The sequence below is a fragment of the Mesorhizobium sp. M1E.F.Ca.ET.045.02.1.1 genome (assembly GCF_003952485.1).
Classification (GTDB): domain Bacteria; phylum Pseudomonadota; class Alphaproteobacteria; order Rhizobiales; family Rhizobiaceae; genus Mesorhizobium.
The window spans coordinates 1,685,883-1,703,386 of sequence record NZ_CP034447.1 but is presented as its reverse complement, the minus strand read 5'-3'; the positions used below and the strand labels follow the sequence as shown (position 1 = coordinate 1,703,386).

The 17,504-nt window shown below is 64.0% G+C and carries 22 protein-coding genes; 4 read left to right on the top strand and 18 right to left on the bottom strand.

All coding sequences use genetic code 11. The features are described 5' to 3' along the window. Positions 1-104: 104 nt before the first annotated feature. The 5 genes from EJ070_RS08000 to EJ070_RS07975 all read right to left on the bottom strand — a co-directional run bounded on the left by EJ070_RS08000 (position 105) and on the right by EJ070_RS07975 (position 4,079). The gene (locus EJ070_RS08000) at positions 105-401 is read right to left on the bottom strand and encodes an HPr family phosphocarrier protein (protein WP_126090856.1); all 297 of its coding nucleotides are present in this window, start codon (positions 399-401) and stop codon (positions 105-107) included. Then, positions 398-799, bottom strand: a complete 402-nt coding sequence (locus EJ070_RS07995) for a PTS sugar transporter subunit IIA (RefSeq protein ID WP_126090855.1) — start codon at positions 797-799, stop codon at positions 398-400. Before EJ070_RS07995 ends, EJ070_RS08000 begins: the two co-directional genes overlap by 4 nt. A 165-nt stretch (positions 800-964) precedes the next feature. Next, positions 965-1,426 carry an HPr kinase/phosphorylase gene (locus tag EJ070_RS07985; protein WP_126090853.1) on the bottom strand — a complete coding sequence of 154 codons (462 nt, stop codon included), beginning with the start codon at positions 1,424-1,426 and terminating at the stop codon, positions 965-967. A 21-nt stretch (positions 1,427-1,447) separates the two neighbouring features. Continuing rightward, positions 1,448-3,232: a sensor histidine kinase gene (locus EJ070_RS07980; RefSeq protein WP_126090852.1), complete on the bottom strand. Its 1,785-nt coding sequence runs from the start codon at positions 3,230-3,232 to the stop codon at positions 1,448-1,450. Positions 3,233-3,377: 145 nt separating this feature from the next. After that, complete coding sequence (locus tag EJ070_RS07975) at positions 3,378-4,079, bottom strand: response regulator transcription factor (protein WP_006201274.1); 702 nt, start codon at positions 4,077-4,079, stop codon at positions 3,378-3,380. A gap of 342 nt (positions 4,080-4,421) precedes the next feature. Here EJ070_RS07975 and EJ070_RS07970 point away from each other — a divergent pair, with 342 nt between their 5' ends. The 4 genes from EJ070_RS07970 to EJ070_RS07955 all read left to right on the top strand — a co-directional run bounded on the left by EJ070_RS07970 (position 4,422) and on the right by EJ070_RS07955 (position 7,813). After that, positions 4,422-6,032 carry a phosphoenolpyruvate carboxykinase gene (locus EJ070_RS07970; protein WP_126090851.1) on the top strand — a complete coding sequence of 537 codons (1,611 nt, stop codon included), beginning with the start codon at positions 4,422-4,424 and terminating at the stop codon, positions 6,030-6,032. 74 nt (positions 6,033-6,106) lie between these two features. After that, entirely contained in the window at positions 6,107-6,544 is a 438-nt protein-coding gene (arfB, locus tag EJ070_RS07965) for an alternative ribosome rescue aminoacyl-tRNA hydrolase ArfB (RefSeq protein WP_126090850.1), read from the top strand. An 88-nt stretch (positions 6,545-6,632) separates the two neighbouring features. Continuing rightward, positions 6,633-7,109, top strand: a complete 477-nt coding sequence (gene lysM / locus EJ070_RS07960; RefSeq protein ID WP_126090849.1) for a peptidoglycan-binding protein LysM — start codon at positions 6,633-6,635, stop codon at positions 7,107-7,109. Positions 7,110-7,195: 86 nt separating this feature from the next. Next, on the top strand, positions 7,196-7,813 hold the full coding sequence (locus EJ070_RS07955) for an alpha-ketoglutarate-dependent dioxygenase AlkB (RefSeq protein ID WP_126090848.1): 618 nt from the start codon (positions 7,196-7,198) through the stop codon (positions 7,811-7,813). On the opposite strand, the gene EJ070_RS07950 is transcribed toward EJ070_RS07955, so the two are convergent. The 13 genes from EJ070_RS07950 to hisB all read right to left on the bottom strand — a co-directional run bounded on the left by EJ070_RS07950 (position 7,776) and on the right by hisB (position 17,500). Beyond that, a complete protein-coding gene (locus tag EJ070_RS07950) occupies positions 7,776-9,344 on the bottom strand; it encodes a hypothetical protein (protein WP_126090847.1) in 1,569 nt (522 codons plus the stop codon). The genes EJ070_RS07955 and EJ070_RS07950 overlap by 38 nt on opposite strands. Positions 9,345-9,425: 81 nt before the next feature. Further along, complete coding sequence (locus EJ070_RS07945) at positions 9,426-9,815, bottom strand: GtrA family protein (protein ID WP_126090846.1); 390 nt, start codon at positions 9,813-9,815, stop codon at positions 9,426-9,428. A gap of 7 nt (positions 9,816-9,822) precedes the next feature. After that, positions 9,823-10,578, bottom strand: coding sequence for a class I SAM-dependent methyltransferase (locus EJ070_RS07940; protein ID WP_126090845.1), 756 nt, complete (start codon positions 10,576-10,578; stop codon positions 9,823-9,825). Next, positions 10,578-11,582 carry a glycosyltransferase family 2 protein gene (locus EJ070_RS07935; protein WP_126090844.1) on the bottom strand — a complete coding sequence of 335 codons (1,005 nt, stop codon included), beginning with the start codon at positions 11,580-11,582 and terminating at the stop codon, positions 10,578-10,580. The genes EJ070_RS07940 and EJ070_RS07935 overlap by 1 nt, the downstream gene beginning before the upstream one ends. A 77-nt stretch (positions 11,583-11,659) precedes the next feature. After that, the gene (gene coaA, locus EJ070_RS07930) at positions 11,660-12,619 is read right to left on the bottom strand and encodes a type I pantothenate kinase (protein WP_126090843.1); all 960 of its coding nucleotides are present in this window, start codon (positions 12,617-12,619) and stop codon (positions 11,660-11,662) included. An 84-nt stretch (positions 12,620-12,703) separates the two neighbouring features. Beyond that, positions 12,704-13,027 carry a phosphoribosyl-ATP diphosphatase gene (locus EJ070_RS07925; RefSeq protein WP_126090842.1) on the bottom strand — a complete coding sequence of 108 codons (324 nt, stop codon included), beginning with the start codon at positions 13,025-13,027 and terminating at the stop codon, positions 12,704-12,706. 71 nt (positions 13,028-13,098) lie between these two features. Beyond that, positions 13,099-13,893: an imidazole glycerol phosphate synthase subunit HisF gene (gene hisF / locus EJ070_RS07920; protein WP_189350616.1), complete on the bottom strand. Its 795-nt coding sequence runs from the start codon at positions 13,891-13,893 to the stop codon at positions 13,099-13,101. Next, a complete protein-coding gene (locus tag EJ070_RS07915; RefSeq protein ID WP_126090840.1) occupies positions 13,890-14,729 on the bottom strand; it encodes an arginase family protein in 840 nt (279 codons plus the stop codon). Before EJ070_RS07915 ends, hisF begins: the two co-directional genes overlap by 4 nt. Beyond that, complete coding sequence (gene hisA / locus EJ070_RS07910) at positions 14,729-15,472, bottom strand: 1-(5-phosphoribosyl)-5-[(5-phosphoribosylamino)methylideneamino]imidazole-4-carboxamide isomerase (protein WP_126090839.1); 744 nt, start codon at positions 15,470-15,472, stop codon at positions 14,729-14,731. Before hisA ends, EJ070_RS07915 begins: the two co-directional genes overlap by 1 nt. A 2-nt stretch (positions 15,473-15,474) precedes the next feature. Then, entirely contained in the window at positions 15,475-15,765 is a 291-nt protein-coding gene (locus EJ070_RS07905) for a DUF1330 domain-containing protein (RefSeq protein ID WP_126090838.1), read from the bottom strand. Between the two features lie 2 nt (positions 15,766-15,767). Next, positions 15,768-16,418 (bottom strand): imidazole glycerol phosphate synthase subunit HisH, encoded by a 651-nt coding sequence (gene hisH / locus EJ070_RS07900; protein ID WP_126090837.1) that lies wholly within the window; start codon positions 16,416-16,418, stop codon positions 15,768-15,770. A gap of 1 nt (position 16,419) precedes the next feature. Beyond that, positions 16,420-16,896 (bottom strand): DUF2628 domain-containing protein, encoded by a 477-nt coding sequence (locus tag EJ070_RS07895; protein WP_126090836.1) that lies wholly within the window; start codon positions 16,894-16,896, stop codon positions 16,420-16,422. Between the two features lie 4 nt (positions 16,897-16,900). Further along, positions 16,901-17,500, bottom strand: coding sequence for an imidazoleglycerol-phosphate dehydratase HisB (gene hisB, locus EJ070_RS07890; RefSeq protein WP_126090835.1), 600 nt, complete (start codon positions 17,498-17,500; stop codon positions 16,901-16,903). Positions 17,501-17,504 lie beyond the last annotated feature (4 nt).

The window sequence follows — 17,504 nt, the reverse complement described above, 5'->3', positions numbered from 1 at the left end:
TGGTTGAAGACGCCCCGACGGGGTGGGCGTTTCGGCCAATCTCCAAGGCATGCCACCTGCCAACGCAAACAGAGCCGACCGGTCAAAATCCCTGTGCTGAGGAACTAGATTTCCTCGCCGAAGCGCGAGGCGACCAACTGCTCCAGCGCGTCCAGGGCCGGGCCGGCTTGCGGGCCGATGGCGGTGACGCGGATGGAATAGCCAGGGCTTGCCGCCAGCATCATGAGGCCCATGATCGACGTTCCGCCGACTTTCACCCCATCCTTCTCGACATGGATGGTGGCATCGAAGCCGCTGGCGACCTGGACGAATTTGGCCGAAGCGCGGGCATGCAGGCCGCGCTGGTTGACGATCGGGAACTCCCGCACCACCTCGTCCCTTTCCGGCGCCTGGGCATTCATTTGCTGCTCAGAAGCTGGCTGGCGACGTTGATGTACTTGCGCCCCGCGGCCTGCGCCTCGTCGAGCGCGGCGGTCATGTTGTCGCCCTTGCGGACCGAGGACAGCTTGATCAGCATCGGCAGGTTCATGCCGGCGATCACCTCGGTGCGGCCGGATTCCATCACCGAGATCGCGAGGTTCGATGGTGTGCCGCCGAACATGTCGGTGAGCACGATGACGCCGGCCCCGGTATCGACGCGCGCGACCGCGTCGACGATGTCGGCCCGGCGCCTCTCCATGTCGTCATCGGCGCCGATCGCCACGGTCTCGAAATTGTCTTGTGGCCCCACCACATGTTCTACGGCATGCCGGAACTCGGTGGCGAGTTGACCGTGCGTCACGAGCACGAGTCCGATCATTCGTTGGTGGCTCCCGTCATCGCCGCTTCACAGGCGTATCTTATGTTCGCCAACCATTCCAGGCGGCGGGAGCGCTATCTTGTCGACGTGCGGCCGGTTGACAAGCCCAAAATTGCTCCGGCCTGGGCCATTTTGACGCATTGCAGCAAAAAACCCGGAACCGGATCACGAAAAAGGCAGGATCGACAGCCGCGCCATCACCGCCGGCAAAGCCGTGGCGGCGTTGCGCTCGGCAAGATCGACGCGCGGCACCGGACAGCCCGCGACCGGCTCGCTGATCTCTTCCTGGAAACGGGCCATCTCCGGCTTCGGCACCAGCCGGATATGGAGGTCGATCACGCCGCCCGGCTCAAAGGGCAGCGGGCTCGGAATGAAGCCCGGCACCTCGGCGAGGCCGGCGATGGCGGCGGGCGCCCGGCAGACCAGCCGCCCGTGGTGTGAGGCGGCAAGCAGCCTGTCGTCACTGATCAGCCGCGAAAACAGCCCGCGCGCCCGGCAATGGTCGATAAGCGTCAGCGCCAGCGTCGTCTTGCCGACGCCGGACGGCCCGGTGATGAGGACGCCGCGGTCGCCGATGAGGATCGCCGTTCCGTGGATGTTTTCAGGCTTCACCGCAGGGTCGGGCATGAGCGTGTCTCGAGCCGGTGATCAACCTTCGGCCGGCAGCGTCACCACGAAGCGCGCGCCCTTGATCTCGCCGGGCTTGGTGCCGGGGATGTTTTCCGCCGTCAGCGTGCCGCCATGCGCCTCGACGATCTGGCGGCTGATCGACAGGCCGAGGCCGGAATTCTGGCCGAAGGCCTCGCCGGCGGGCCGGTCGGTGTAGAAGCGCTCGAAAATGCGGTCGATCTTTTCGGCCCTGATGCCCGGACCGTTGTCGTCGACGGTGACGATGTTGAACTTGCCGGCGCGCGCCAGCGAGATGGTGATGTGGCCGTGTTCCTCGGGAACGAAGGAGCGGGCGTTCTCGATCAGGTTGGTGATGACCTGGCCGATCCTCAGATCGTGGCCGGCGACGACATAGCCTTTGACGCCCTGCGGCAGCTTGGCGACCTTGAGCTCGATCTCGACCGCCTTCTTGTTGCGCGTCGTCTCGCGCGAGACCGCGATGAGGTCGGTGACGAATTTCTTCAGATCGACGGTTCCCGCGTCTTCCCGCGCGAGTTCGGCATCGAGCCTTGATGCGTCGGAAATATCGGTGATCAGCCGGTCGAGCCGCCTCACATCGTGCTGGATTATCTCCATCAGCCGGGCGCGGGAGGTGTCGTTCTTGGCCAGCGGCAGTGTTTCGACCGCGCTGCGCAGCGAGGTCAGCGGGTTCTTGAGCTCGTGCGAGACGTCGGCGGCGAAGCTCTCGATGGCCTCGATGCGCGCGTAGAGCGCATTGGTCATGTCGCGCACCGCGATCGACAAATTGCCGATCTCGTCCTGCCGGTCGGAGAAGTCCGGGATTTCCTCGCGGCTCTTGACGCCGCGCCGCACCCTGACGGCGGCGGCGGAAAGCCGCCGCAGCGGATTGGCGATGGTGGAGGCCAAAAGCATCGAGAGGATGGCGGTGACGAGTGCCGCGATGCCGAACACGCGCAGGATCGCCTTGCGTTCGGCCGCGACGATCTTGTCGATATCGCCGCCTTCGGTGGACAGCATCAGCACGCCGAGCACGGCGCGGAAGCGCTGGATCGGCACCGCGACCGAGACGATCTGCTCGCCCTGCTCGCTCACCCGCACGATCGTCGAGGGGCCGCCGGTCAGCGCCTTCACCACTTCGGGGAAGGCCGCGCCATTGCCGCCGGGCTGCTCGTGATAGACGGGCAGGTCCTTGTTGCGGAAAAAGTCGAAGACGAATTTTTCGACGCGCTCCAGAAGGTCCGGCTGTTCGTCGTCGACCGGCGGCAGGTCGTAGCGCAGGATCTGGCCGCGCGAATAGAGATGGCGCGAATCGAGCAAAAGGTTCGCGTCGCGGTCATAGATGCGGGCGCGCGTGCGCGTCGGCGAGATCAGGCGTCTCAGCACCGGCGCCACGCGCTCGGGATTGATCGGGAAGTCGAGATTGTCGAGCTGGTCGGAACCCGGCCCAAGGCTTTCGCCGGCCTGCAGTTCGAGAAGCTTTTCCGGATCGATGCTGATCGAGTCGGTCTCGACCGTCGCCGAGGCCGCGATCGCGCCGGCGATGATCTCGCCTTGCGTCATCAGGCTTTCGACGCGGGCGTCGATCAGGCCGTCGCGGAAGGTGTTGAGGTAGAGGATGCCGGTGACCAGCACCGCAAGGCCGGCCAGGTTGAGGAACAGGATGCGCCGCGTCAGGCTGGAGAAGATGTGATGGCCGAGAAAACGGCGCATCGGCACCGTGATCTTCGACACGAATGCGGGCACGATCCGCGACGGGCGCCTCGCCGCGCCCGCCCGCCTGCCTCGCTCTACGTCCACTGCCATCAACTAGCAGTCCCTGCTCAAATTAGTGAGTAGTGAGTAGGCAGTAGGGAATAGAGAAATGGTTGGCTGACCGTGGCGATGCATGAGTGGCCGCTCGCACCATTCAAAACTGACTACCGACTATTCCCTACTGCCTACTACCTATTCATGCCTCGCGGAACCGGTATCCGACTCCGTACAGGGTTTCGATCATCTCGAAGTCGTCGTCGACGGCCTTGAACTTCTTGCGCAGCCGCTTGATGTGGCTGTCGATGGTGCGGTCGTCGACATAGACCTGCTCATCATAGGCCGAATCCATCAGCGCATCACGGCTTTTTACCACGCCCGGGCGCTGCGCCAGCGAATGCAGGATCAGGAATTCGGTCACCGTCAGCGTCACCGGCTCGCCCTTCCAGGTGCAGGTGTGCCGCTCCTGGTCCATCACCAACTGGCCGCGTTCGAGCGAGCGGGCCTGCTGGCTGGGCGCCTTGGCGGCCGCCTCGCGGGCGCTGGTGCGGCGCAGCACCGCGCGTACCCGCTCGACCAGCAGGCGCTGCGAGAACGGTTTGCGGATGAAGTCGTCGGCGCCCATCTTGAGTCCGAACAACTCGTCGATCTCGTCGTCCTTTGAGGTCAGGAAGATCACCGGCAGGTCTGATTTCTGCCGCATCCGGCGCAACAGCTCCATGCCGTCCATGCGCGGCATCTTGATGTCGAGGATGGCGAGGTTCGGCGGCCGCGCCGCCAGGCCTTCCAGCGCCGAGGCGCCATCGGTATAGGTTTCGACGCGGTAGCCCTCGGATTCGAGCGCGATCGACACCGAAGTCAGAATGTTGCGGTCGTCATCGACAAGCGCGATAGTTGCCATTTCAAGCGGCTCCCTCATGAGCTGTCCCTTCTGTCGTCGAGAAGGGGCTTTTGCAGGACAAATTGGGTACAAAATGTGGCATGGGCTCCGCTCGAAGTCACGGGCGGCCTGCCGCTACACACGATCGCACCCTTGACGGGATTGGACGAACGAAGCCTGCCAATCCTTTGGGCAACCTCTGTGACTTTTTGCACATTTAAACGATTTAAACAACTTTCAAATTTTTTAAATCGATTAATGATTTGATATCATTTGCCTTTTCTGGTTCTGAGCCTATCTGCCTTCAGCGCAGGCCCCGGAAATCCACCGGCCAGATGCGGCCAAATCCAGAGAGGAAATTTGATGTCGGAAGTCGGCAAACGCAATCCCGATTGCGCCATTGACGCCATTGGCCTGAAGACGACCGGCACGGTGCGTTACAATCTGGGTGCCGCCGAACTCTATGAGGAAGCGATCCGCCGCGGCGAGGCGAAACTGACGGCGCAGGGCGCGCTGGTTGCCGAGACCGGCCAGCACACCGGCCGCTCGCCCAAGGACAAGTTCGTCGTGCGCGACGAGAGCACCGGGCCGCACGTCTGGTGGGACAACAACAAGGCGATCTCGCAGGCTGAGTTCGAGGCGCTGCTTGCCGATTTCCGAGCCCATGCGATGGCCAAGGATCTCTATGTGCAGGACCTCGTCGGCGGCGCCGACGCCGAGCTCCAGTTGCCGGTTCGGGTCGTCACCGAATTCGCCTGGCATTCGCTGTTCATCCGCAATCTCTTGATCCGCCCGCAGGCGGCCGAGTTGGACCGTTTCGTGCCGGAGATGACGATCATCGACCTGCCGTCCTTCCGCGCCGACCCGGCGCGCCACGGCACCCGCACCGAAACGGTGATCGCGGTCGATCTGACCCGCAAGATCGTGCTGATCGGCGGCACCTCCTACGCCGGCGAGATGAAGAAGTCGGTGTTCACCGTGCTGAACTACCTGTTGCCGGAAAAGGGCGTCATGCCGATGCATTGCTCGGCCAATGAAGGGCCCGCCGGCGACGCGGCCGTCTTCTTCGGCCTGTCCGGCACCGGCAAGACGACGCTGTCGGCCGACCCGTCGCGCACGCTGATCGGCGACGACGAGCATGGCTGGGGGCCGCATGGCATCTTCAACTTCGAGGGCGGCTGCTATGCCAAGACGATCAGGCTGTCGGCCGAGGCCGAGCCGGAGATCTTCGCCACAACGCAGCGTTTCGGCACGGTGCTGGAGAATGTGGTTCTGGACGCCGGCCGCGTGCCCGATTTCGATGACGGCAGCCTCACTGAAAACACGCGCTGCGCCTATCCTCTGGATTACATCCCCAATGCCTCGAGGACCGGCCGCGCCGGCCACCCGAAGAACGTCATCATGCTGACCGCCGATGCCTTCGGCGTCATGCCGCCGATCGCCAGGCTGACGCCGGCCCAGGCCATGTACCACTTCCTCTCCGGCTACACCGCGAAGGTCGCCGGGACCGAGAAGGGCGTCATCGAGCCCGAGGCGACGTTCTCGACCTGCTTCGGCGCGCCCTTCATGCCGCGCCATCCGTCCGAATACGGCAATCTGCTGCGCGAGCTGATCGCCAGCCATGGCGTCGATTGCTGGCTGGTCAACACCGGTTGGACCGGCGGCGCTTACGGCACCGGCCGCCGCATGCCGATCAAGGTGACGCGCACGCTGCTCGGCGCCGCGCTCGACGGCTCGCTCAATGCCGCCGAATTCCGCACCGACGCCAATTTCGGCTTCGAGGTGCCGGTGGCGGTTCCGGGCGTCGACGGCGCCGTTCTCGATCCGCGCTCGACCTGGGCCGACAAGGCGGCCTATGACCGCCAGGCAGCGAAGCTGGTCAATATGTTCGCCGTCAACTTCGAGAAATTCGAGCAGCATGTCGATGCGGCCATCATCGGCGCCGCGCCGCGGCTGCAGGAAGCGGCGGAATAACCGCCAGAGGGATTGCTAAGGCCCGGCCCAGGCCGGGCCTTTTCTTTTCGCGCCTGTCGCGTCATGACTGCGGCATGAGTGCCGACGACAGGATCATCATCGCCAGTGACGCGGTCATCCACCCGGGTGACCTGCATGAGGATTTCATCCGCTCGTCCGGTCCGGGCGGGCAGAACGTCAACAAGGTGGCGACGGCCGTGCAGCTTCGCTTCGACGCTGCAAATGCATCCGGCCTGTCGGAGCGGGTGCGGGAACGCGCCATCAGGCTCGCCGGCCAGCGTGCCACCAAGGACGGCGTCATCGTCATCGAGGCCGGCCGCTTCCGCACCCAGGAGCAGAACCGCGCCGACGCGCGGGCCAGGCTGACTGCACTGGTCGCCAAGGCCGCCGAGCCGCCGCCGCCGCCGCGCAAGAAGACCAAGCCCTCGAAGGGCGCCGTGGAGCGGCGCCTCAAGACCAAAGCCGGGCGATCCACCGTGAAGAAGCTGCGCGGCCGGGTCGAGAGCGACTAGGCGATGCAACGCCCGCGCGCATAAAACGCTTTCCATTTGGCATGACAGGTGCAAGGTTCGGCCGTTGCTACAGCTAAGGAGGCCAGCAATGGGTATGTTCGATTTCGTCAAGAGTGTCGGCAAGAAACTGGGCATTGGCGGGGACGAGGCGGCGCCCTCCGCCGACACGCTCAAGAAGGAGCTCGATTCGCACAAACTGGGCACAGACGGTGTCGAAGTCGCCGTCCAGGGCGACACCGCCGTGCTGAAGGGCATGGTCAAGGATCAGTCGGTCTTCGAGAAGGCCGTCATTGCCGTCGGCAACACGCTTGGCGTTTCCAAGGTGCAGGCCGACGAATTGCAGGTCGCGCCTGAAGCCGGCAAGGCGGCAAGCCCGGCCAAGGAACCGACCTTCTACACCGTCCAGAAGGGCGATAACCTCTGGAAGATCGCCGAAAAGAACTACGGCAAGGGCGAGGGCGCCAAGAACAACATCATCTTCGAGGCAAACAAGCCGATGCTGGCCCATCCCGACAAGATCTATCCCGGCCATCCTCATCCCGATCGCCTGACCGGTGATCGATAGGCAATGACGGAACGGCGGCTTTCGGGTCGCCGTTTTCCTTTGTCGGTGGCATGCTGGGCCGCATCAACCGAAGAGGCGCATATCCCATGCTTGTTCTGCCCAAGGGCGTCCGTCACATGCCGGGGTATCTTTCGCGCCCCGCGCAGGAAGCGCTTGTCGAGGAGATCAGGCGCGTGGTGCAGGCGGCGCCGCTCTATGTGCCGGCCATGCCGCGCACCGGCAAGGAGATGAGCGTGCGCATGACCAATTGCGGCACGCTCGGCTGGGTCACCGACAAGGATCGAGGCTATCGCTACCAGCCGACGCATCCGGTGACGGGGGAGCCGTGGCCGCCGATCCCCGAAGCCTTGCTGCAATTGTGGCGCGAGGTCTCGGCCTATGCGCATCCGCCGGAAGCCTGCCTCGTCAATTTCTATTCGGGCGACGCCAGGATGGGTCTGCACCAGGACCGCGACGAGCAGGATTTCGCAGCGCCCGTCGTGTCGGTGTCGCTCGGCGACGACTGTCTGTTCCGCGTCGGCCAGACCACGCGCGAGGGCGGCACGAAATCGTTCAGGCTGAAGAGCGGCGATGTCGTCGTGCTCGGCGGCGAGGGCCGCCTCTGCTTTCACGGCGTCGACCGCATCTACTCCGCGACCTCGGCGCTCTTGAGGAATGGCGGCCGTATCAATTTGACGCTTCGGCGGGTGACCCTGCCTGGCTGATGCCGGCGTTGCGCAGCATCACTTGCACGCCATCATCCTCGGCGATCTGCCGGTAATCCCGCATGAAGCCGACATAGTCCTGCCGTCGGGAAAGCTCGGCGTTCAAGCCTCTGTCGGTCTTCTGAACGATGATCACCGCGGGCCGCTTCGCTTCGAGTTCAGCGAGCTTGCCGTCGATGTAGCGGTCGGCGACCTGCCGGTAGTGGTTCGCGGCCATCTGATTGCCGGTCTGCGTCTCGATTGCCGAGAGATAAAGGGCAAACCCGCCGAGCCAGTCGCTGCAATAGCTCGAGATCCACTTTCCACCGAGCATGCGCGCCAATGGATGACCGGCCGCGATGTCGGAGCCGACAAGCGCGATCGTCGGCTGTTGAACCGCAGCCTCGACCCTGGCGACCAACTCGGCGCCCGGCTTCTGCGTTTGCATGAATGGCATGGCGGCGGCAGCGATGACGGCGGCCAGCAGCACCTTGCGCCCCGGTTCCATCGCCGTGCGCGGCGACGAACGAGGCGTCGGGTCGATTTGCGCCGTCCTCAACAGCAGCGCTCCGAGCATCAGGCTGAATGCCGGAAAGGCGTGATAGGGCCAGCCCTTGGCCTGGTAGATCAGCGGCACCGTCGCCGCCAGCGAAGCGAGCGTGAAGATGGCAACCAACGGCGACATGGGCAATCCTGGTCGAAGAAAGCGCAGCATCAAGAGCGAGACCAGATAGATCGGCCCATAGCCTATCAGCGCCTGCACGTTGTGCACCCGCATGTAGGTGTCGGCCAGCATCGGGTAGATGACGTGGAGGAATTCCGGATAGAAATGCTGCACGGCAACGACATAGGCGACGCAGACCAGGCCGATCACCCAGTATTCAAACGCGAAAAGCGGCCGGATCGACCGGCGGCGCCAGGCCGCATAAAGAGCCGGAACGAGCACCACCAGCGCGTAGTAGGGCTTCACCAGCACCAGTATGCTGCCGCTGAGCCCTGCAATTGCCGCCATGGGCAGGCTGGGCCTTCGCCCCTCGATCGGCGCCGCACGCCAGGCTGTCAGCACCAGCAAGGGCAGAAGCAGCGCGATCCCCAGATGCTCACGCTGGGTGAAGGCATTACCGGGAAAGATGACCAGCAGGGCCAGGAACAGGGGCAGCAGCGAAAACAGTGTGCGGTTCTCGGCAAAGCCGGCCTGCCTGGCGATCAGCGCGGCGAGGCCCAATCCGGCCAGGCAGATCGCATAGGCGTAGACATGGACAGCGATCTCTGGCGACACGCCGAGTTGATGCGCGAGCGCCACGGCCGGCATGATCATCCATGGCGTGAACGGCGGATTGGTTTCGATCAGATCGACATACAGCCGGTCGCCGCCGAGCATCCGCTCGCACATGGTGATTATCCAGCTGGTGTCGGATATGACGCCCCACCGGGCTTGCCAGGGAACGGCAGCCGCCAGCACCAGTAGGCTGAACGCCACGGTCCACAGTTGCGCGGTCTGCGCGACAAAGCCGGGCGCATCCAATTCCGAGTCATGCTGGACGGCGCTCATCGCGCAAGTCCTTGAACATAGGTGGCGGCCTGCACCCATCGGATCGCCTTCGAGAACCGCAAATCGTGCATCTTTCTCGCCTTAGGCATCACGGAAGACCCAGCGACCAAGCATGATGTAGTTGACCAGCGGCACGGCGACGCATGTCAGCAGGACAGGAACCGCTGCCGGCATTCCAAGTCGTCCTGTAAGCAGTCCCGGCAACGCGGCGGCAATGGCCAGTCCCGTTGCGTTGAGCAGCAGAAAACGCGGCAACTCGAACCTGTGGGCTCCGGCCGAGACGAAGGTGAAATATTTGTGCCCCGCATAGGAAAACGCCCCGGCGATGGCATAAGCGATGATGGATGCCGATGTCGTCGACAGCGGCGCCCAGTCCGCGAGAAGCAGCGCGCAGAGAGCATAGATCAGCGTGGCTGCGCCGCCGATGGCGGCAAAGCGCGAGAGCCTGTATTGACGAATTAAGGTCAACATGCCGCTGTCAGGCAGCCAGCCTGGCTTCGCACACCATGTCCTTACCGAACACCGCAAGCAGCGAGACGCCGAATGGCAGCCCGGAATTCGGCAAAATCCAGCTTTCAGCCGAAAACAACGCTTTCATTGCGGCGTTGATCGGCCTTGGCGGCATCACCTGCCCGGAGGCGGTGTTCGAACGGCGCAACCGGTCGGCCAGCCGCGCGGCAGCCGCCACCGGGAACAGCGCCGCGTTGGTATAGCTAAGCTTCTCGATGCGATAGCCCGCCCGCTCGATGCGCGTTTTCAGCAAATTGCGCGAGTAGCGCCGCATATGATGCAATCCGACATCATGCGTGCTCCAGAGCCATTGATGCGCGGGCACGGTGAGAACGACCCTGCCGCCCGGCTTCAGCATCTGTCGGATCGCCGCCAGCGACGCCTCATCTTCCGCGACATGCTCGAGCACGTCGAACAGACAAACTAGGTCGAAGCTCGCGGGCTCCACCGGCATGTTGTCGGGGAGATGGCCGGCAAGGAAGTCGCGGCCGGTCTTCTCGCGCGCGATCTGCCGTGCGAGATCGCTCATTTCCACCGCAGTGACCGCGCCGAACTGTTCCAGCATGGCAATATTGCCGCCGGTGCCGGCGCCGATCTCGAGAATTTGCGCGCGGGCGGGCAGCGCAAGTCCGCGGATGACCGCCTCTGCGATTGCGCGGCGGCCGCAGAACCACCAGTGCCTGTCCTCGGTTGCCGCCATATTGCGATAGGCATCGAGTTCCATCAGTTCCCACCCCCGAACACACGGCGCACGATATAGATTGGGCGCTGCTTGATCTCCGCATAAACCCTGCCGAGATATTGCCCGATGATGCCGATGCCCAGCAGTTGGATCCCGCCGAGGAAAAGCACGCTGACCAGCAGCGAGGCATAACCGGGCACATCGATGCCGAAGAGCAGCGTCTTGGCGATGATCACCAGCCCGTAGAGAAACGAAAGGGCCGAAATCGCCGCGCCGACATAGGTCCAGATCTCGAGCGGAGCGGTGGAGAAGCTGGTGATGCCTTCGAGCGCAAAGTTCCACAGTCTCCATCCGGAGAATTTGGACTGACCAGCGATGCGCTGGTCGCGCACATATTCGACCGTCGCGGTGCGAAAGCCGACCCAGGCGAACAGCCCTTTCATGAAACGCCGGCGCTCCGGCAGAGAACGCAGCGCGTCGATCACTTGGCGGTCGATCAGTCGGAAGTCGCCGACATCGTCCGGAATCTTCTGCTGCGCGATCCAGTTATGCACGCGATAGAACAGCGAGGCGGAGCGCTGTTTGAGGAAACTGTCGCTCGACCGGTCCGCGCGCTTGGCAAGGACAACCTCATATCCTTCGCGCCACTTGTCGACCAGCAACGGGATGACGTCTGGCGGGTCTTGCAGATCGACGTCGATCGGAATCGCCGCATCCGCATCGCAGGCGTCGAGGCCGGCGGTCAGCGCCGCTTCCTTGCCGAAGTTACGCGAAAGGTCGATCACATTGATGCGTGGGTCGGCACGCTGTGCCTCGATCAGCCGGTCCAGTGTCGCGTCGTTGCTGCCGTCGTTGACGAAAATGAACTCGAAAGCGGCACGCTCGCGCAGCGGGTCGATGGCCTCGCGCACGGCCTTCAGGAATGGCGCGATCGCGGCTTCCTCATTGTGAACCGGTATGATCAACGTGATCGTCGCCAACCCGTTCTTCGGGCGGGCGAGGCGGTCCGGCGTCGTGCGATCGATGTGAAGAAATGGCGCGTTCATAGTCTGCCCAAGCCCGCCGATTGGGCACGACAATAGAAAGGCCGGGGTTAAGATGGCTTTAAGTTATGCGTTGAATTTCAAAGCTTCCGCAGTGCCACCTCTTCGACCAGGTGGTTGGCGCCCTTGCGCAGGATGAGGTCGGCCCGCGCCCGCGTCGGCAGGATGTTCTCGCGCAGGTTCTTCAGGTTGATGTTGGTCCACAGGCCCTCGGCGATGGCGCGAGCGGCGTCCTGCGAAAGCTGCGAATAGCGGTGGAAGAAGGAGTCCGGGTTGCGGAAGGCGGTCTCGCGCAGCCGCATGAAGCGCTGGATATACCACTGGTGGATCAGCTTCTCGTCGGCATCGATATAGATGGCGAAGTCGAAGAAGTCCGACAGGAACGGCACGATCTTGCCGTCCTTGGGCAGCTTCCCCGGCTGCAGCACGTTGATGCCTTCGAAGATCAATATGTCCGGCCTGTCGATTGTGACGAATTCGCCGGGAATGACGTCGTAGGTCAAGTGCGAATAGACGGGGGCGCGGACATTGCGCTGCGCCGACTTGATGCCCGAAAGGAACCTGAGCAGCGCGCCGACGTCGTAGCTGTCGGGGAAGCCCTTGCGCTCCATCAGATTGTCGCGGCGCAGGATCTCGTTGGGCAAAAGGAAGCCGTCGGTGGTGATGAGATCGACCTTCGGGCTCGACGGCCAGCGCGCCAGCAATTCCTTCAACACGCGGGCCGTGGTCGATTTGCCGACCGCGACCGAGCCGGCGATGCCGATGATGAACGGCGTCTTGACGATGTCCTGCGCGTTGAAAAAGGCCTGGCGCTGCCGAAACAGAAGCTGGCTCGCCTCGACATGCGCCGAAAGCAGGCGGGACAGCGACAGATAGATGCGCTTGACCTCTTCGAGGTCGACCGGGTCGTTGAGCGAGCGCAGCCGGTCGATCTCGTCCTCGGTAAGCGTGAGCGGCGTGTCGGCGCGGAATTGCGACCATTGCTCGGCCGAGAAGAAGCGATAGGGGGAATATTTCTCGGTAGGAGCAAGCTGGTCCATCGAGTCTCCTGCCCTCCTAGAGCATGATGCCGAAAAGTGCGAAGCGGTTTTCGGGCGACATCATGCTCTATCCGTCTCTTGCGATCAGTCCCGGGGCCGGGACGCCTTCTCGGCGATGCCCGAGCGGCCGGTTCGGCCCTCGAGCTCCTTCAGCACGTCGTCCAGCGGGACGCCCGCAATGCCAAGGACGACAAGCCAATGATATATAAGATCCGCGCTTTCCGAAACGAGGGCCTGCCTGTCGCCGCGAATGGCGGCGATCACGGTCTCGACCGCTTCCTCGCCGAGCTTCTGCGCCGCCTTGTCCATGCCCTTGGCGAAGAGTTTCGCCGTCCATGACTCGGTGTCGCCGGAATGGGCGCGCTGATGGATGATCGATTCCAGCTCGGCGAGCGAAAATTGAGCCATAGCAGTCATCTATCTGTTTGTTTAAGCATGATCTTTTCCGAAAACCGGTTCCCACTTTTCGGGATCATGCTTTAAGTCCGATGGACGGCCGAGTCCAGCCGCATAGGAATGCCGGCTTTAGCCATATGCGCCTTGGCTTCGGCGATGCTGTAGGTGCCGAAATGGAAGATCGAGGCGGCAAGCACGGCACCGGCATGGCCGTCGCGGATGCCTTCGACCAGGTGATCAAGCGTGCCGACACCGCCCGAAGCGATGACCGGCACGCGCACGGCGTCGGCGATGGCGCGGGTGAGCGCGATGTCGTAGCCGGCCTTGGTGCCGTCGCGGTCCATCGAGGTAAGCAGGATCTCGCCGGCGCCGCGATCGACCATTCGTCTGGCGAATTCGACCGCGTCGATGCCGGTCTTCTCGCGCCCGCCATGGGTGAAGATCTCCCAGCGGTCGGCCTCGCCGGCCGCCGACACCTTCTTGGCGTCGATGGCGACGACGATACACTGGTTGCCGAACTTGTCGGCGGCTTTCGCGACGAAGTCCGGGTTCTTCACAGCCGCCGTGTTGATCGACACCTTGTCGGCCCCGGCCAGAAGCAGCTTGCGGATGTCGGCCACCTGGCGCACGCCGCCGCCGACGGTGAGCGGCATGAAACATTGTTCGGCCGTGCGGGCGACGACATCGAAGATCGTCTCGCGATCGTCGGACGAGGCGGTGATGTCGAGGAAGCAGAGCTCGTCGGCGCCCGCCGCGTCATAGGCCTTGGCGGCCTCCACCGGATCGCCGGCGTCGATCAGGTCGACGAAGTTGACGCCCTTCACCACGCGGCCGTTCTTGACGTCGAGGCAGGGAATGACGCGGGCCTTCAGCATCAGCGGCCCTCCATGGTGGAAAGCAGATCGACCACCAGCTCGCCGACCAGCGGCGGCACCTCGCCCTTGGCGTCGAATGCCGGATCGTAAGCGGAGATGGTGAGGCCGGCGATGCTCAGAGGGCCGGCGAGGCCGCACATCGCGGTGCGAACCTCATCGGGCGCCGGACCGCCTGGCGTGGTGTAGCGATTGGCCTGCAGCTCCTCGGGGTCATGAACGTCGAGATCGATATGCATGTGGACCCGCTCGGCTCCGGTGGCCTTCAACTTCTGCGCGGCGCCTGACCAGTCCGGGCACTCGGTGCGGCTGATCGGCAGCGTCTCCAGCAATTCACTCTCCGCCGGGTCGAGGTCGCGGGCGTTGACCAGCACGCAGCGGACCGGATCGATCGGCTTGAACCCCGGAATCTGCGCCGCCATCCGCCGCCAGCACAGGCCGAGCACGGTCGCCAGCGCCATGCCGTCGAGAAAGCCGGAGGTGGACGTATCGGGCGTGTTGAGGTCGCCATGCTGGTCGGCCCAGATGATGGCGTCCGCGCCTTCACCGGCCACCGCACCCGCACTGGTCAGGCAATTGCCGGCGAGCACGATCGGAAACCGGCCCTTGTCCAGCGCTATGCGGACCTCGCCCGACACGGCGTTGCAGACGGCAAACCCCGTTGCGATCTCGCGCTCCTGCTCATCCTCGACCAACTGGCCGATCTCTTGAACTTCGACGTCGTGGCCGGCGAGCTTCAGCGCCTCGGCCAGCCCGCCGGAGATCAAGGCGTCGGGACCCTGGCCGCAGCCGCCGTGATAGTGGCCGCTGTCATAGGACGCCAGGATGATGGAGATGTTCACTATTCTGCCTCCGTCCCCTCGCCGCGCAGGATCGCCAGTGCCTCCGCCGGGTCGACGCGCCCGTCATAGAGCGCGCGGCCGGAGATCGCGCCTTCGAGCCTCTTGGCATCGGGCATGGTCATGCGCACGATGTCGGCGATCGAGGCCAGTCCGCCGGAGGCGATCACCGGGATCGACACCGCCTCGGCGAGGCTGATCGTCGAATCCCAGTTGATGCCGGAGAGCACGCCGTCGCGGTCGATGTCGGTGTAGATGATGGCGGCCACACCCGCGCCCTCGAATTTCTTCGCCAGTTCGATGACGCCAAGCTCAGAGGCTTCCGCCCAGCCCTCGACGGCGACCTTGCCGCCCTTGGCGTCGATGCCCACCGCTATTCTGCCGGGAAAGGCCTTGCAGGCCTCCTTCACTAGCTCGGGCTCGCGTACGGCCACCGTGCCCAGGATGACGCGCGCCAGGCCGCGGTCCAGCCAGTCCTCGATCTGCGCCAGCGTGCGGATGCCGCCGCCAAGCTGCACCGGGTTCTTCGTCGCCTTGAGGATGGCGCCGACCGCCGCGGAGTTGACGCTCTGGCCTTTGAAGGCGCCGTTGAGGTCGACGACGTGCAGCCACTCGAAACCCTGTTCCTCGAAGGCCCTCGCCTGGGCTGCCGGATCGTCGTTGTAGATCGTGGCGGTCGCCATGTCGCCGTGCTTCAGGCGCACGCATTTGCCGTCCTTGAGGTCTATTGCCGGAAACAGGATCACGGTCAGGCGCCCTCGACGATGACGAAATGGCCGGTCGACGCCGCCAGCCGGAATTTCAAGGCTTCCTGGTACTCCGGCGAGTGATAGCAGGCGAGCGCCGTCTCATAGGAGTCGAACTCCACCACCACATGGCGGTTCCCCGTTGGCCCCTCCGGATTTGTGTAGCGTCCGGCCCGGACCGGAAACTTGGCGCCATATTTGGCGAAGGCCTTTGCGTTGGCCTCGATGTAGTTCTTGTAGGCGCCCGGGTCGCGGACGTCGATCATGGCGATCCAATAGCCCTTCTTGCTCATCTCTAGGGCCTCCATTTCAGGAAATTGGTGATCAGCGCCAGGCCGAGCGCCTGGCTCTTTTCGGGATGGAACTGCGTGCCGGCGAGGTTGTCGCGCGCAACCGCCGCCGTCACCGGCCCGCCATAGTCGGCGACGGCCAGCACCTCGTCAGGGTTCTTCGCTTCAAGATGATAGGAATGGACGAAATAGGCATGCAGCCCTTTCGGGCCGGTCTCGATGCCCGAAAACAGCGGATGCTTGCGCGTGACCTCGATCGTGTTCCAGCCGATCTGCGGAATCTTCAGCGCCGGATCCCTGGGCGTGATTTCCTTGACGTCGCCCGCGATCCAGCCGAGCCCCTTGGTGATCGTCTTCTCCAGGCCGCGTTCCGACATCAATTGCATGCCGACGCAGATGCCGAGGAACGGCCGCGCCTTGGCTATCGCCACCTCCTCCACCGCTTCCCACATCCCGGCAACGGCATGCAGGCCGGCGGCGCAGTCGGCATAGGCGCCGACGCCCGGCAGCACGATGCGGTCGGCGCTGCGCACCCGCTCAGCATCGGCCGTCAGATCGATGGTCGCGGCAATGCCGGCCTCGTGCGCGGCGCGCTCGAAGGCCTTGGTGGCCGAGCGCAGATTGCCCGAGCCGTAGTCGATGATCGCTACCCGCATGTCAGGGCCTTCCCGGCGTATGGGTCAGCCCCAGCGCCATACCTGTCTGCGCCGGACGCGCCTGGTTCGTATCGGGAACGATGCGCGGCATGGGCGCCGGCTCTTCCTCTTGCCCTTCGGCTTCCAGCACGTAGCGCGCCTCGGCGCCGCCAAGATTGCCGGCCTCGACCACGCCCCATTCCAGCCAGCCCCGGCGGCGGAGCGCCGATATCCGCAGGCCCTGTCCTTCGAGCCCGATATAAAGCGACACCAGGAGCGACAGGGCCGAGCCAGCCCATTCGAGGCCGAGCTTTTCGCCGAGCACCGACAGGATCGCCGCGACCGCGAAGGTGAGCAAGGCCTCGATCCACAACCGATGCCAGGCGAGCCAGACCGGCGAGAACAGGAACCCGAGCCAGGTGAAGCCATCGCGCACCAAGATCGCATCCTCGGCCTTGTTGCTCCCGGCCGGCCGCTCCATCACGACATAGATGGCCATAGGGCTATCCTTTCAGGGATCCCTTGGTGGAGGGCACCGCATCAAGCTGACGCGGGTCGGGCTCCAGCGCCGCGCGCAGCACCCGCGCCACCGCCTTGAAGCAGGTTTCCGCGATGTGATGATTGTTGGCGCCGTAGTGATTGGTCACATGCAGCGTGATGCCGGCATTCTGCGCCAGCGCCTGGAAGAATTCGCGCACCAGCTCGGTGTCGAAGGTGCCGATCTTCGGCGACGAGAAGGCGACGTTCCAGACCAGAAACGGCCTGCCGGATACATCGATCGCCGCCCGCGTCAGCGTCTCGTCCATGGCAAGGTCGATCGAGGCATAGCGCATGATGCCGCGCCGCTCGCCCAAGGCCTTGCTCAGCGCCTGGCCGATCGCGATGCCGGTATCCTCGACGGTGTGGTGATCGTCGATGTGCAGGTCGCCCTTGGCCTTCACCGTCATGTCGATCAGTGAATGGCGCGACAGCTGGTCGAGCATATGGTCGAAGAAGCCGACGCCCGTCGCAATGTCGGATTTGCCCTTGCCGTCGACATGAAGCGACACCGAAATCTCGGTTTCCTTGGTCTTGCGGCTGATTTCTGCGGAACGGGGCGGCATAACT